Annotated in this window: 13 protein-coding genes; 3 read left to right on the top strand and 10 right to left on the bottom strand. The window is 46.9% G+C overall.

The window, feature by feature from the left end; genetic code table 11:
* Positions 1–123 precede the first annotated feature (123 nt).
* The 4 genes from RH89_RS04295 to RH89_RS04310 form a co-directional block, all read right to left on the bottom strand.
* Complete coding sequence (locus RH89_RS04295) at positions 124–1761, bottom strand: methyl-accepting chemotaxis protein (RefSeq protein ID WP_004399515.1); 1638 nt, start codon at positions 1759–1761, stop codon at positions 124–126.
* Between the two features lie 12 nt (positions 1762–1773).
* A complete protein-coding gene (locus RH89_RS04300) occupies positions 1774–2019 on the bottom strand; it encodes a hypothetical protein (RefSeq protein WP_004399517.1) in 246 nt (81 codons plus the stop codon).
* Positions 2020–2099: 80 nt separating this feature from the next.
* Entirely contained in the window at positions 2100–4157 is a 2058-nt protein-coding gene (locus RH89_RS04305) for an NHL repeat-containing protein (protein ID WP_004399519.1), read from the bottom strand.
* Between the two features lie 263 nt (positions 4158–4420).
* Positions 4421–5326: a manganese-dependent inorganic pyrophosphatase gene (locus RH89_RS04310; RefSeq protein ID WP_004399521.1), complete on the bottom strand. Its 906-nt coding sequence runs from the start codon at positions 5324–5326 to the stop codon at positions 4421–4423.
* Between the two features lie 358 nt (positions 5327–5684).
* On the opposite strand from RH89_RS04310, the gene RH89_RS04315 reads away from it, so the two are divergent.
* Together RH89_RS04315 and RH89_RS04320 are read left to right on the top strand one after the other, a co-directional pair.
* On the top strand, positions 5685–6887 hold the full coding sequence (locus tag RH89_RS04315; protein ID WP_004399523.1) for a quinone-dependent dihydroorotate dehydrogenase: 1203 nt from the start codon (positions 5685–5687) through the stop codon (positions 6885–6887).
* A gap of 2 nt (positions 6888–6889) precedes the next feature.
* Entirely contained in the window at positions 6890–7072 is a 183-nt protein-coding gene (locus RH89_RS04320; RefSeq protein WP_004399526.1) for a DUF1315 family protein, read from the top strand.
* 75 nt (positions 7073–7147) lie between these two features.
* Here RH89_RS04320 and torA read toward each other — a convergent pair whose 3' ends face one another.
* Genes torA through torE form a run of 3 tightly spaced genes read right to left on the bottom strand, consistent with a single transcriptional unit; the run spans position 7148 to position 11036 of the window.
* Positions 7148–9610, bottom strand: a complete 2463-nt coding sequence (gene torA / locus RH89_RS04325; RefSeq protein ID WP_004399528.1) for a trimethylamine-N-oxide reductase TorA — start codon at positions 9608–9610, stop codon at positions 7148–7150.
* A 21-nt stretch (positions 9611–9631) separates the two neighbouring features.
* A complete protein-coding gene (gene torC, locus RH89_RS04330; protein WP_004399529.1) occupies positions 9632–10816 on the bottom strand; it encodes a pentaheme c-type cytochrome TorC in 1185 nt (394 codons plus the stop codon).
* 43 nt (positions 10817–10859) lie between these two features.
* Positions 10860–11036 carry a trimethylamine N-oxide reductase system protein TorE gene (gene torE, locus RH89_RS04335; RefSeq protein WP_004399531.1) on the bottom strand — a complete coding sequence of 59 codons (177 nt, stop codon included), beginning with the start codon at positions 11034–11036 and terminating at the stop codon, positions 10860–10862.
* A gap of 441 nt (positions 11037–11477) precedes the next feature.
* On the opposite strand from torE, the gene RH89_RS04345 reads away from it, so the two are divergent.
* A complete protein-coding gene (locus RH89_RS04345) occupies positions 11478–12263 on the top strand; it encodes an ABC transporter permease (protein WP_004399542.1) in 786 nt (261 codons plus the stop codon).
* Here RH89_RS04345 and RH89_RS30650 read toward each other — a convergent pair.
* The 3 genes from RH89_RS30650 to RH89_RS04355 all read right to left on the bottom strand — a co-directional run.
* Positions 12252–12554, bottom strand: a complete 303-nt coding sequence (locus tag RH89_RS30650; protein ID WP_425277034.1) for a response regulator — start codon at positions 12552–12554, stop codon at positions 12252–12254. The genes RH89_RS04345 and RH89_RS30650 overlap by 12 nt on opposite strands.
* Positions 12545–14170: a sensor histidine kinase gene (locus RH89_RS04350; RefSeq protein WP_425277035.1), complete on the bottom strand. Its 1626-nt coding sequence runs from the start codon at positions 14168–14170 to the stop codon at positions 12545–12547. The genes RH89_RS30650 and RH89_RS04350 overlap by 10 nt, the downstream gene beginning before the upstream one ends.
* A partial coding sequence (locus tag RH89_RS04355; RefSeq protein WP_004399545.1) for an FIST N-terminal domain-containing protein occupies positions 14171–15031 on the bottom strand: 861 nt, incomplete at its 5' end.

Below are 15031 nucleotides of genomic sequence, written 5' to 3' on the forward strand. Positions count from 1 at the left end.
CTTGAACTGAAACAGAATATGAGGCTCTGAATCCTGCACCTTGAGGCCACTTGGGTATATCTATAAGAAAGATAAAGAAAAAGCCGAAGCAATAGCTTCGACTTTTCAATTTTTAGATGAGAATTAAGCGAGCTTAAATCGGTTGATCATACGCATCATGTCTTCAGATACCTGACTCAGCTCCTCACTTGCCGCTGCCATTTGTGTCGATTCACTGGCGAGTGACGTTGAGCCATCATTCAGACTAGAGACATTTTGGTTGATGCTATTGACGGTAAGAGTTTGCTCTTCAGTGGCCGCAGAAATCTGCTGATTCATTCCCTGAATCGCATGAACTTCCTGAGCTATTTCATTCAGAGCATCACCCGCTGAAGAGGAGATTTCTGAGGTATTGGTTGCTTTATCGGCCCCCTTTCTCATTACGCCAACGGCTTGCTCAGCTCCCGCCTGAAGTTTCTCAATAATGGTTTGAATTTCAATGGTTGATTCTTGTGTCCGTAAGGAGAGCGTTCGAACCTCATCGGCAACCACAGCAAACCCGCGCCCTGCCTCACCTGCACGAGCGGCTTCTATCGCGGCATTAAGCGCAAGTAAGTTAGTTTGCTCGGCAATGCCACGTATCACTTCCAAAACGGTGTCTACGTTGCGGCTGTCAGTGGCTAGCTGGCTGATCACCTGACTGGCTTCTCCGATATCTTCTGCCAGAAGTTGCGACTCTCGAATATTACGCTGAATTATATCCAGGCTCTCTTCTGTCTGTTTCGCAGCTTTGACACTAAAGTCGGATGCATCAACGGTTCTTCCTGCCACTTCCTCAACAGCCGTGAGCATTTCGCTCATTGCACCAGCGAGCTGCTCCGTGTCACTCTGCTGTTGATTCAGATTCACGTCCACCGATGAAACAGAAGATGACAATTGGTTCGCGGAAGCAGCTAACTGAGTCCCCGCATCACTAACTCCTCTCATGATGTCCTGAATCGAATTCACGAAGCGATTGAAGTACTGAGCCAGCTCAATCAACTCCTGACTGCCTTCTTCCTTCAGACGTTGGGTAAGGTCTCCTTCCCCGCTGGAAAGATCTTTCATTGCCAAAACCGTGCTGTTGATTGGCTCAGTAATACTCCTTACGAAGTAGACGATCAATGCAGAAAGAATCACCAGCACCATACCCGCGTTCATCAGGGAAATCATTTGCGATTCCTGGATGTCTTTTTCCAGCGCATCCATGTTAATACCCGTACCTATCATCCAGCCCCACGGGTGGAAGTAATCGGCATAACTTGTTTTAGGCGACAGCTCTGTTGCGTCTGGAGAAGTCTTCCACATGTAATCGACAAAGCCCCCTCCCTGCTTACCTGTAGCGTAAAGCTCTTCTACGAACAGTTTCCCGTTGCCGTCTTTAAGCGGCAGAATGTTCGTCCCAAGCAGCCTTTTCAGACCTGAGGCGAGTTGTATACCGTCTTTGTCCGCAACAAAGATGTAGTTGCCATTATCAAACCGCATTGCTGAAATCGCTTCCAGCGACAGACGCTGAGCTTCGTCTTTGGAAAGAGCACCATTAACACTTTGCTCATGGTAATAACCAAGAACACCAACCGCGCCTTCAACGATTTGTTGAACGCCACGCTCATAATTGGCTCGCATGTGTGTTTTCGTTTTGGAAGCATCCAGAAGTGAGTTGGCAATCAAACCAATAGCAAACAGAACCAGAATCATCCGCGCTCGGGAACTGATTGACGCGTTTTTAAATGAGAAATTCATAGTGCCTCCCTGTTACTCATGCGGACCAGTCAATTTCTGACTGGTAAAGCAGGACTCATGGCTTTCGTACAACTTACGAAGTGCATCTCTGCATTTGTCTTCGTCCTTTGCGTTTTCTTCAAAATGCTGGATAACATCCTGAAACTGCTGAAGCAGCTGACGAGAATCCGCTTCTGACTTCTCGCAGACGCCGCTTGAGTCTTGTGCCTTTCGATGCGACAGTTTTTTCCCCTGTGCACGCTTGAATACACTATTCATACCTAACCCCTGACGTTGTATCTGTACTGCCTGCTATGTTCAATTAATTACGGTCCAGTCATAGCCTCATACAGGTATTGTTAAATGTTAAACTTGTATACGTTCACTCTGTTCAATGCACAGTCTGGTAAATAGACTTTGCTATTTTTCACGTGCAGGAGATAAGGCAGCCATAACTGTCCTTTCTCTCTGTCTGCGCCAAAACCGCTGAACGATTCCACATACTCACCTGAGCAGTTGAAGATCTTTATTGCTCTGTTCACGAGATCAGACACAAACAAGTAGCCATTCTCGTGATCGATGCTGGTAGGAAGCAGGAAGTTGTCGTTATCTGTTCCATATCCTTCTTTACCGAAACTGCGAATCCATTTTCCGTCCTGACCATAGACTTCTATGCGATTGTTATTTTGATCTGTAATGAAACAGGTGCCGCTAGCATCAACCGTAATGTCTGATGGAGTATGAAATTCTCCGTGCTCAGACCCTAATTTCCCAAACGTATGAACCAACCCAGCAGATCCTGTTTCTGACAGCCTCCAGCGGCAAATTCTGTTGTTGCCGGAATCGGCAATTAAGATGTCATTGTTCGTTGGGTCTATCGCGATACCCTGAGGCTTGTTCAACTGCTCTTCGCCAGCTCCCAATCCACCAAAGACGGTGTAAGGCACCAGTTCGCCTAACACATCGTTGTACTGAAGTATCGTGACGATGCCACTCAGGTAGTTGCTTACGACCAGCAGCGGAACTTCAGGGTCCATTTGACCCGGTAGTGGCTTACTTGGCGTAAGTGCTGCAATCCCCAGAGAGCCAGGAAGCATTGGCAGGCTGATTGGTCTGGCAGAGTTGCTCTTGCCATCTTCTGTTGCTTGCAGTTGATAGTTACCTGCATCCACCATCCAGAGTAAATCTTCCGGGTCTTCAAATTTGTCATTCAGGAAAATGCGGATCATGGTTTGTTGCCATCTTTGAACCCACTCTGTTTGTGCCGACAAAGCGATACTCAACCAGGAAGGGATACCCGCTGGCTGCATGGCTTTTAATATTTGATCCTGAATCGAAAGCTGCTGTTCCACCCAATTTTGAAATGCTGGCGCATTGCCAGAATATCCGGGCTGAGTATTGGTGACGTCTCCGACAACAGAGGTCACAAAATGGAGCTGACCCGGATTGTCTCGTTCATCACCAATAGATTTGAGTACTTTAGTTGCGCGAGTTTTGCCGCCTTTAAGAGTAGACAGGTTGATTTTGTGCTTTTGCAGAGACGCAAGAAACGGCTCTGTAATCAGCATGGTCTGTGATTCGGTAAATTCCGTAATCTGAACAGGGGCGAAAAAACCATCCAGATTGCCCATAAACCGGCCGTCCAGGTTATAGACCGCGATAACATTAGGACCCCCACCCGGAATCAAGACCCGGTTTTGGATCACGGAAACACCGCGAGACAAATCCAATCCGTCGATATAGCACTTGTCTCGTTCACTGAATACGATGCCATTACCTTGCCAGTCACAACGAACAACGGTCGCAAAGCCTGTATTGGCAATGTAGATGTTGCCTTGCTTGTCCAAGCTAAGCCCTTGTGGCCACAGCAAGTGGACAGGCTCGCCACCGTTTTCTGGTTTTATTTCGTCGATGGTGTATTCAAAGTCCCCGTCTTCGCTAAACACGACGAGACGAGACTGGCTATCCGGCCCCTCGTAAAACTCATCAGCGACACAGACTTTTCCATCATGAACGACAATGCCATTAGGACCTTTAAGATCAACTTCTGGCTCGTTGCCAAAAACTTTTATGGATTTGATATCCAGATTTTCTGAGTATTCGAGGATGTGAACCCGAAAATTACCAATATCGGTAACGTACACTCGATTTTTATCAGGATGAGCTAGTAACCTGAACGGCATATTGAACTGCTGGGGACCCGTGCCTACAGTGCCGAAAGAGGCAAGAATCTGATCCATATCAGAATCGAAAACCAGCACTCGGTTGTGTGCGGTGTCTGCTAACCAAATGCGACCGAAGCGATCTACGCAACTGCCAACTGGCGTATTTAGAGAGAGGTGACCGCTCGCCGAACAAGGCAACTGCGGCAACGTATCGACGGTCGTGCCGATATAACTGTGATATGCGATTCCCATAATTCCTAGCCTGTAAAATTCTTGTTTTTCCGAGTATCTGAATTTGTTCTCAACAGATTACTTGGGGATACAATGATTTATATTTTTATGCGTACTGACTCATAAAAACGTAGCAGCTAGTAGGTAAGTCGCCAGTCAAGAACGTGGTAAAAGTCGAATTTATTGAAGATTTCATACTAACGTCATATTTTTCAATCGAAATGACGAGCATAAAAAAACCGGAGCCAAGGCTCCGGTTTATTAACTTTATAATTAATAAAGAGTTACGCGAGTTCAGTCTGAAGCCAAGGCCAGCCCTGCTTCTTACGGCTTAATGTGTTTTCCATCATTAAAACGCCGTCTTTCTCGTGCTTAACCAGTTTTTCTGCCCACTCACCTTTGTAAATTAGGTGAGTTTGAGAAGTGGTGATGTCGGTAAGCATTACCGCAGCAAATGCCAAACCTTCTTCCTGGCAACGACGCTCTAGGTCTTGCTCAAGAGATTCAATCATGCCATCTACTTGCTCAAGAGTAGCCAGTTCAACCTGACCAACAACAACATCACGACCATTGAATGGGTATGCTTTCAGGTCTTTGTCGACAAGTTCAGTTGCAGACAAACCTTCGATGTTTGTTTTTGCAATCAGAAGATCTTTGATGAACTGATCCAGGTCTTCAACACCAGCAATTTCAGCCAGAGCGTAAACCGCATCTTTATCTTTTTGTGTACAAGTAGGAGAAGCGAAACCGACAGTGTCAGACAAAATTGCAGACATCATCATGATTGCCAGAGGCTTAGTGATTTCTGTTTCTTCCATTTTGAACAATGCGTACAGGATAGTACATGTACAACCTACTGGCCAGATCCAAGCTTCCAGTGGGTTAACTGTCATCACATCACCCAGACGGTGATGGTCAACAATACCTAAGATTTCTGACTCACCGATATCGTCCGGTGCCTGAGCCAAATCAGTGTAGTCGACTAACCAAATGTTTTCGCCTGCAACTGATGTACGCAGTTCAGGTTGATCCACACCAGCAACCTCAAGAACGTGTTGAGTTTCGCGGTTGATTTCGCCCTGACGAATGCCTTTTGCTTCAAGTCCACGTGCTTTTAATAGCTCCGCAGTAACAATTGCACTACAAATGCTGTCCGTATCCGGATTTTTGTGACCAACAACTAGAATCATTTCGCTTCCTAATTACTTCAAGTTTGCCCTCACCTTCACTGTAAAACCTCGATTGATTAAATCAGTCAGTGATGGTCGATTTTTCAAAAGTGGTTACTTTACCTTAATGAACGAAAAAGTCATTCAAGATCACACTAATTTCCATCATTTTGCACAGTCAAACTTGTAACTCGTCACGATTGTAGAATTAAGAATCTCACAAATGATAATTATTTGCATTCGCATTATCATTTATTTAAAGTTAGTAACATACCAAGTAACTCTTGGTTACAAATACAAACGCTTTCCTGTCTGATGTCTAAAAGCTGATGCAGAGAAAAGCAAATAAAAAGTCAACCAATAACAAGGATAGATAGTCATGAGCTTCCTAATCGGCGTGAGAAACCTCATTCTGAGAGTCCTCTATCGCATCGTTCGCCCATTAATTTTTCTTATGGAACCAGAGCAAGCGCACTCCGCACTGAAAAAAATCGGTATTGCACTGGGCTCCAATGGTCTAACGCGAGCTTTAACGAGCTTTTTCTTTAACTACGAAAACCAGGCACTGAACACCAAAGTCGATGGTGTTACCTACCGCAACCCTGTCGGCCTGTCCGCTGGTTTCGACAAAGATGGTGAGCTAACCAAAATTTACCCTTCTCTGGGTTTTGGATTGGCAGAGCTAGGTTCATTCACAGGTGAAGTCTGCCCGGGTAACCCTGGTCGTCGTCTTTTCCGTATGGTGAAGTCCAAAGCTATCGTGGTCTGGTACGGTCTGAACAACCAGGGTGCTGAAAAAATCGCTAAGCGACTCGCTAACGTAGATTTTGGTCCACTTCGCGTCGGTATCAACGCCGCGAAATCCAACATTACTCCAGATTTTGTTCTTGAAGATTCTATTGAAGATTATCTGAAAACCATGCGTGCTTTTAAGGACATCGGTGATTACTTCACTATCAACATCAGTTGTCCGAACACACAGGATGGCGAACCCTTCGTCGACAGAGGCAATCTAGATGCCCTACTAAACGCTGTGAACGAAGAAATTCGTCCACTGACGGACCGACCAATCTACGTGAAACTTGCGGCAGATATGTCTCTTGAAGAGATCAACATTATTGTTGATGCCTGTGTAGAACATGGAATGGAAGGTGTGGTTCTGACTAACCTTGCGAAACCGGAGGGTAACGAAGAGCACCTTCCAGAAGAATACCCTTCAGCACAAGGCAAACTTCCGAAAGGAAAAGGCGCAATGAGTGGTTTACCACTTCAGCGTATTTCTACTAACGTTATTCGTCATGTTTACCGTCGTACACGTGGCGAAATCACTATCATTGGTGTGGGTGGCGTGTTCAGTGCACGAGACGCTTACGAAAAAATCACGTCTGGGGCAAGCTTGCTTCACATGATTACGACGATGATTTTCGATGGTCCACAGAACATCAATGAAATTAACCGTGGCTTGGTGCAACTTCTGAAACAAGATGGCTTCAACTCTATTGAAGAAGCTGTTGGTTCCAGAAACCCGCTACCGCCGCTGAAACCGACTGAATTGCAAAAACAGGAAGACAAGGCAGCTTAATAATGAACGGCAATAGCTTTAATCTTATCGTACATGGTCTACCCGACGAGGTTTACTCAGAATTTAAACGTGCCTTAAGAAAAGGCTATTGGCGTAACGGCATGCTATTGACAGCCAAGCAGAAAGAAGCAGCACAGCGCGCTATCTTAGTCAGAGAAACGCAAACCACTGCTGCTCTGCAATAACGGCTTTCCTGCAAGCATTAAAAAAGGTTCGGTAAATACCGAACCTTTTTCTTTTATTGCTCCAAACGCAACTGTTTAGGCAACTTCAATTGGACCGCCGAAGGAAGTCACTGGTGGCACTTCGCCAGAGAACTTTTCAAAGTCCACTATACAGGTATTCGCCGATGTTGCCTGAGCAAGCTCAGAGGTCGGGATGTCCTGAGTAAGCGTATTCGGGTCACCGTAAGTACAGATCGCCCCTTCTTTCTCGTTCAAAGGTCCATACCAAGCACCCTCTTCAATACGAATAACACCTTGAGGGAAGCTGTCTGTTACCACCGCACCAGCCATTAGTTGGCCACGGTCGTTGAACACGCGAACCAGGTCACCGTCTTTAATGCCCTTCTTCTTCGCATCCACCGGGTTAATGTACACTGGCTCACGCCCCTGTACCGCATAGGTTGCGCGGAATTCTTCCGATTCACACATCTGCGAGTGTAAACGCTTATCCGGGTGGCAAGACTGCAGCCAGTACGGGTGTTTTTCAGAACCCGGACCACCGTGTGAACGTTCCGTCTTCTCAAACCACATTGGGTGGTCCTGACAATGCTCGTAGCCCATGCGACCGATGGTTCGGCTCGAGATCTCAATGAAGCCAGAAGGCGTGCCTAATGCATTAATTTCTGGGTCTTTACGGAAATCGGCATGGCGAACCCAAGGTTTACCTGTACCAAAGTCCAGAACCCCTTTCTCCCAGAATTCATCAAACTCAGGCATGTCGAACTTAGCTTTGTTTGCGTTTCGACAGTCTTCATAAAGCGAGCGTACCCACTCCATTTCATCCATTCCGCGTGTGTACTCTTTGTGACGACCAAATCGACGAGTCAGCTCCGTGAAGATGTCGAAGTCAGTACGAGACTGGAACAATGGGTCCACCAGCTTCTGCATCGCCACTAAACCGCGACCAGAGTATGAACCGTACACGTCGATGTCGTTACGTTCCCATTGTGTACAGGCAGGCAGAACGATATCGGAGAATCGACAGGTTGCTGTCCAGGCGAACTCAATGGTCACAACAGTTTGAAGCTTGCGGAATGCTTTCTTCATACGGTTGCGATCCTGATGGTGGTGCCACGGGTTGTTCCCTGAAATCACCATCATTTTATAATCTGGCAGTTTGACTTTAGAGCCGTTGTAGCGGATCTCTTTGCCCGGTTCGAGCAAACAGTCAATCCAGCGAGCAACAGGAATGGTTCGGCTATAGCCGTTGAAATCCTTGTTATCCCACTTTGGCTTCATACCCTGGTCAAGGTTACGAGGGAAACCACCCGGAGCCGCAAACCCTGTAGAAGGCACACCGATACCAGAGTAATGGTGTCCGTAGGAGATACCACCACCTGGAAGACCGATTTGACCCACCATAGCTGCGACTACCGCCGCCGCCCAGTATGGTTGCTCGCCGTGCTCCTGACGCTGAATACACCAGCCCATCAGGATTTGAGTACGGCCACTGACCAGCATGCGGGCAAATTCGCGAATCTTATCTGCTTCTACACCACAGATTTCTGCCGCCCACTCTGGGGTTTTCTCGATCTTGTCTTTGGTTTCACCCAGAACATATTGAATGAATGGGTCAAAGCCCAAGCAGTACGTCTTGATGAACTCTTTATCGTGCAAATCTTCTTTGTAAAGCACGTGCGCGACGGCCAGCATAAACGCCACATCGGTCATCGGATTGATGTACATGTGGTCATTTTGCAGGTAACGCTGAGTCTTGTTCTTCACCGGGTCAACCGACAGAACGTTGATCTCACCTTTGGCGACTTTTTCTTTAAGTTGCTCAAGGTAAGGGAACGATTCATGAGTCTCACAGTTCCAACCGACCTGTAGGTTTTTCACTGGATCATTTGCCCACAGGATGATGTTGTCACTGTTTTCCAGAATTTCAGACCAGGATGTCCCTTGCGCATACACTTCTGTAGAACCCAGAACGTAAGGCATGATGGTTTGACCTGCACCTGTCGAGTAGTCCCCTACTTTGGTGATGTAGTTACCGTGCATGCCTACTGCGCGCTGCATGTGGCTGGTGCAGCTGTGGAACTGACCCGTCTGGCGCCAGCCTGTCTGACCTGCGTGCAGTGCCCATGGACCATAGTCTTTCTGAACACGCTCAAGCTCGCGGTAGAAGAGATCTAACGCTTCATCCCACGTTACGCGAATAAAGCGGTTGTTACCGCGCGTGTCTGCGCTGTATTTGTGCTTTTTCAGCCAGTCGAGACGCACCATCGGATAACGAACACGAGATGGGCTGTAAATGATGCCCTTAATGCCGTTGATCATATCTGTTGGGTGCGAATCCATCTCCAGCGGTTTGATTTCTTGTACTTTACCGCCGTAGATGTGGGCGCGAAACGCGCCCCAGTGAGAACCGGAGACTTTCCAGGTTCCTGTTGTTTCCGCTGCATTTGCTGAAGCTGATGCCAATAAGCTTGGACCAATCACAGATGCGGCGCTTGTTGTTGCAACACCTTTAAGAAAACTTCTTCGTGTAATAGCCATTTCTTATACTCCGACTGACGCTTAGTGGTGACCTTCAGCAAAATCTGAAGAGTGCTTCTGTAGGTATTTCAATACCAGTGCTTCACTGTCTTTATCAAAGTTCACGAATGCGAGCATACCGTTGAACATGCCCGGCCAGCCATTAGCTGTGAAGTGAGCTTCGTCTGGTTGGGTATGACATACCGAACAGTTGGTTTGGTAAGCTTCTCTCGCTTTGTCCCAAATCGGTGTTACGTCACCCAGCATCGCCGTTTTCTCCATCCAGAGTTTGGTTTCCACACGCTGCCAAGGCAGACCAGTCAACTCGTCTTCTTTGGTTTCAAACGTCTTCACTAAGTCTTCGTTGGTTGCAGTTTCTTTTAGCAATGAGCCCACTGCGATGTTCAAACCAAAGTCTTCCTGAATAACGCGACCAAAGCCTTTTGCTTTACGCCAGCCTGAAATTTCAACCTGAACGGCGTCGCCTTTCTCATCCACCACTTTCACAGTGGATGCAGGGTTTAGAAGACCCGCTTCTTTAGTCATTGCCGCATCTTCATACATAGGTAGATGACGCACGCTGGTGATAGCGTTACCCGCTGAGTAATCGGTGCTTGAAGCCAACTGCTCCAGCTCACCAATCAGACCACCTGAGCTGTCCATGTTTTTCGGCAGGCTGTGAGCAATGCCTTTGTGACAGTCCAGACAGCTCTGGTCGCGCTCTGCGGCGTTTTTCATTTGAATACGAGCCGCTGGCTTCATCTTGTCGAAGTCCATCGATTCGTAGTTGTGGCAGTTCTTACACTCCAGAGATTTGTTTGCAGAGAAACGATCCCATTCGTGCTTTGCCAGCTCGATACGGCGCTCTTCAAATTTCTCTGGGGTATCCAGGTCGCCAAAAATTTGTGCGAAGACTTCTTTTGAAGCCTGCATTTTACGCGCAATTTTCGCCGTCCATTCATGAGGAACGTGACAGTCAGGGCAAGTAGCACGTACACCAGAGTGGTTTTTCCAGTGGACGGTTTCCTGCAGCTCCTGATACACATTGTCACGCATGGTATGACAGCTGATACAGAACTCTTCTGTGTTGGTTGCTTCCAGTGCAGTGTTAAAACCACCCCAGAAGATGATGCCGGCAATAAAACCACCCATAGTCAGTACACCCAGGCTGATGTGTACTGCAGGGCGAGTCATAGTGCGCCAGATTTTTACGATAAACGATTTCATGATTTGTTCTCTTTAAAATTCTTCGTTCAGATGGTGGTTTCGTTTAGCCGTGTGCACCTGGAGGCCCTAAGAAAAAGACCTGTAGCATCCACACAATAAACCCGTAACCGCCGACAAACATGACGCTAAGAACGGGAAAGAGAACTACGGTAATGAGGAGGAAAGACTTCCACTCCAAAGAGCGGGATTCTTTAGACTCCACTTTGTTAACATTACTCATACATTTGCCTGCTATTAAGTGATATTTTTGTCTGTACTCGGTTCGATAAACCCAATACACCTACAACTTATAATGAGAAATTTTAGAACGATCGAATCTTACGATTCAACGATAAGATGCCCTTCAAAGCACGCTATTCAAAACTTTTTTGAGCTCATCCAGAGATGTGTTTAATTAACATTTTATGTGAAGAATAATGAACAGATATGAAAAATTAATATTGTTGTATATATGTTTAATTTGAAAGATTTTTGTAAATATCCGCTCTGCCAATCCGTTCAAAAACACCCATTTCTCATCGATTTTTACCACTGCTTTCGCCGATAAATGTAGCTCAAATGTTAAATTTGGACGCTTCATTTGTGAGAAACCATCTGCAAAAAGTCACACAACTTTTTCCAAATTCGCGATAAAATACGGTAAAAAAATTTAGGGGTCTCCATGCAGGAATCCATAGACATCCGTTGGGCACTTTTACTGCTTTTTTCTCTCACTTTGTGCGTGCCTTTGTACATCAATCAACGCTTTCAACTGGGGTTGGCAAAAGATGTGGGGATCAGTGTGCTTAGGATGAGCGTTCAGCTCATTCTGGTTGGGGTTTATCTGGAATTCGTGTTCAAGCTAAACAGCCTTACACTTAACGTTGTCTGGGTTCTTATCATGGCAGGAATAGGCACCAGCGCTATTCTGGACAAAGCCAAGCTACCTGCAAAACCTCTGTTCTCTTCCATACTGACTGGGCTCGTTGTTGGGCTGTCGCCTCTTATTGCTATTTTGTGTGTCGTGATCGTTCAGCCTGAACCCGTTTACAGTTCTCAGTATGTCATTCCCCTTAGTGGCATGCTGATAGGGAATAGCATGCACGCGAACATCGTCATGCTTCAAAACCTCTTTACCTCTTTCAAAGAAAGAGAAGGCGAATACCATGCTGCACTTTCATTGGGAGCTTCACCTACTTATGCCTCGATGCCGTTTGTGCGAGCTGCTATGCAAAAAGCCTGGTCTCCTATCCTTGCCTCCATGGCGACAACAGGCTTAGTCACCCTCCCCGGCATGATGACAGGGCAAATCCTTGGTGGCGCCAGCCCGCTCGTTGCCATCAAGTATCAATTGATCATCTTACTGGCAATATTCGTGATGCTAACGATCTCTCTTTCTTTATCTACGATGATGATTTTGCGAAGGGTTCTGACAAAAGAAGGCAGAGTGCTTGTATCAATAGAGTGAAGGGCTCACTTTGGTAGACGGCTGATTTTGTTCAGACTGGAGCTGGCTAACAATCGTTGCTTTTAGCCGAACTGGCGAAACTGGCTTGTTAAGTAATAAGTAGCCGCAGTCTCTCACTTCATGCTTCAGCTCTTCGCTGCGGTTGGCACTCAATACAATTGTAGGGATGGGACGAGAACGGTTTTGATGAACATGACGAGCCACTTCAAGACCTGTCTCTCCATTATCCAGATGGTAATCAACAATCAGCATCTCCACAGACTCACTGGCAATGTCACATTCTAATTGCAACGCGGAAAGTGAACCAGCAGTGACAACGTCACACCCCATCCAGTCAATAATTCACTCATCGCTTCACAGATGTTGTTGTCGTTGTCCACCACCCAAATACGACTCCCCTGTAGTATTGCGCTGCCATTCAGTTCTTTAGGGGCAACCAGCGGAGCACTTTTCGTTTTTACGATTCCATACGGCACCATAATTGAGAACCTGGATCCTTTATGGAGCTCTGATTCCAGACTGATTTGATGACCAAGGACATTAGAAATTTTATCGACAATGGCCAAACCTAAACCTAACTGTGTCCGGTTCTCGGCTTTTCTCGGGCTGAGTCGTTTAAATTCCTGAAAAATCTCTTTCTGCTTGTCTTTCGGAATGCCGTCCCCAGTATCAAGCACATCTATTCTTACGCCGTTTGGGGTTCTGCGGCTGCCCAGCAATACCTTGCCCGATTCAGTGTATCGCAGTGCATTGCTCATGAGGTTTCGAATGATTCGTGAGAGCAATACGGAATCGCTGTAAACAACAATATCACTGGGCACATAACGCACTTCGACGCTAGTTTGCTGAGCCACCTGACGGAACTCATTAGCGATATTGCCAAGCAGCTGATCCAACGAGAACGGCTGTTTATCGGCTCGAATCGTCCCCGCATCTAACTTGGAAATGTCCACCAGCATGGTGATAAGCGATTCAACATCGGACAGAGAATGCTCTAAAGAATCCACCAGACGGCTTGCTGAAGAGCCTATTCGCTGCGCTCTTAAAGACCCCAAAAACAGTTGGGCCGCATTCAAAGGCTGAAGTAAGTCATGGCTGATTGCTGCGAGGAATTTCGTCTTGGATAAATTCGCCAGCTCTGCTTCCTGTTTTGCTTCAAGCAACCGGCTTTGAACGGCACGTCGCTCTTTCACTTCTTTACTGAGCTGCGTGTTCAAATCTTCCAACTGGGCGGTTCTGAGCTGAACTCGTTTCTCCAGTGTTTGATAGGACTGACGCAGCTTCTCGCTGATCGTGGCTTCATAACGGGCAGATTCCGCCTCTTTCAGCAAAGTAATGTCGGTATAGAGCATCACCAGTCCGCCATCAGAGGTTTTACGCTCACTGACTTGTACCCAGCGATTGTCTTTTTGCTGAAAAACGCGACCACCGTGTAAATCCGAATAAGGCAGCTCTTTGATGATCAGCCCCTTGGAGTGCGCCAGTTGTTTCACTTCCGAAAGAGTAATGCGGGGCATATCGAGGGGAATGTCGTTATCCAGCCAGAATCGCTGGAAACGGCTGTTAGAGTGAACGAGATACCGGTCTTTATCATACAGGGCAAAACCATCCGATATGGACTCAATGGCATCGACGAATCGTTGCTGGGCTCGCTCTACTTTTTGGTTTGCGTTGGATAATTCACGGTTGATAGTTTCAAGCTCATGAAGCGTGGTATTGAGTTCTTCCGTTTTCTCTCGCACCTGATCTGCCAGCATCACCGAGTGCTGGAACGCGGCATAGGGGTCAACTCTGTGGCTGCTGTCCTGCTCGACTCTTCTTACCAGCGAATCGATAATCTTCTTCTGGCGTGCGTTCTCTTCTAGTGCGGCTTTTAACTGACGTTTTAATTCCTGCTCGCTATCCATTCAACTCGCCTTATCACGCTTCAGAGGTTCGTCTGAGGAGATTGGGTAGACATTTTTCTGCTGGCCAATCGCCACACCGGTCAGAGTCTGGTTCATATGCACACCGCCAAGCTGCTCTCCATAGGTATTAAACCCAACCATCCGGAACGCGGAAAAGATTTCCCGGATGGTCTCCAACCCGTTGGATTGTTCTATCTCCTTTCGTCTTAAGAAACAGTCACATCCGATGATAATTTCCAGATCTCCGATTCGTTCAGAGACTTCATTAAGCTTTTCTTTTACGTTGGCGTAGATGTCTCCCGGTTTCATCGCAGTAATCACGATGCCATCATCTACCGCGCAATAGAAATCCAGGCTCAAATCTTCATTCACTTTCTGAATGGAACGAATGTAATAATCGCCCCCTACTTTCACTGCCAGAGGGTGCAGGGCGTAAATTTCCGGGCGTAGGTCTGCTAACTCTATCCCAACTTCACGCGCGTACACTTTGGCAGCGGGTTCAGCGTTAAACTCGTAGACTCGTCGGCATTCGCTGTCTGCTTTAGTGACCACCAGTTTGCTGCCAAGGCTATTGATATGGTGGGTAGTAAACACTTCAAAAGGACAGGTCGTATTAAACATCACAACAATGGCAGAACTTGTATAGAACTTGCCATCACAATAGACGTGTGTGTTAGCGAGGTTTTCATCATCCCCTGCCGAACCTCCAAAGTGAGGAATACGACCGAGCGCGGTATCCAAAGTGACCAAGAAGTTCTCTTCTTGCGGAGACAAGCCATCAATCAGGGTGAGGACAAAACTGGAATGTTTGATCGGCGCTCTGAGCTGACCTCGGCAACCGTCAAACAGGTTTTCTACGCA

This window comes from Vibrio nigripulchritudo ATCC 27043, assembly GCF_000222685.1.
GTDB classification, from domain to species: Bacteria; Pseudomonadota; Gammaproteobacteria; order Enterobacterales; family Vibrionaceae; genus Vibrio; species Vibrio nigripulchritudo.

Excerpts from the sequence above, each read along its gene's own strand:
- torC (WP_004399529.1), bottom strand. The coding sequence starts at position 10,816 with ATGAAATCGTTTATCGTAAAAATCTGGCGCACTATGACTCGCCCTGCA.
- RH89_RS04320 (WP_004399526.1), top strand. The coding sequence starts at position 6,890 with ATGAACGGCAATAGCTTTAATCTTATCGTACATGGTCTACCCGACGAG.
- RH89_RS04300 (WP_004399517.1), bottom strand. The coding sequence starts at position 2,019 with ATGAATAGTGTATTCAAGCGTGCACAGGGGAAAAAACTGTCGCATCGA.
- torE (WP_004399531.1), bottom strand. The coding sequence starts at position 11,036 with ATGAGTAATGTTAACAAAGTGGAGTCTAAAGAATCCCGCTCTTTGGAG.
- RH89_RS04305 (WP_004399519.1), bottom strand. The coding sequence starts at position 4,157 with ATGGGAATCGCATATCACAGTTATATCGGCACGACCGTCGATACGTTG.
- RH89_RS04345 (WP_004399542.1), top strand. The coding sequence starts at position 11,478 with ATGCAGGAATCCATAGACATCCGTTGGGCACTTTTACTGCTTTTTTCT.
- RH89_RS04350 (WP_425277035.1), bottom strand. The coding sequence starts at position 14,170 with ATGGATAGCGAGCAGGAATTAAAACGTCAGTTAAAAGCCGCACTAGAA.
- RH89_RS04295 (WP_004399515.1), bottom strand. The coding sequence starts at position 1,761 with ATGAATTTCTCATTTAAAAACGCGTCAATCAGTTCCCGAGCGCGGATG.
- torA (WP_004399528.1), bottom strand. The coding sequence starts at position 9,610 with ATGGCTATTACACGAAGAAGTTTTCTTAAAGGTGTTGCAACAACAAGC.
- RH89_RS04310 (WP_004399521.1), bottom strand. The coding sequence starts at position 5,326 with ATGATTCTAGTTGTTGGTCACAAAAATCCGGATACGGACAGCATTTGT.
- RH89_RS04315 (WP_004399523.1), top strand. The coding sequence starts at position 5,685 with ATGAGCTTCCTAATCGGCGTGAGAAACCTCATTCTGAGAGTCCTCTAT.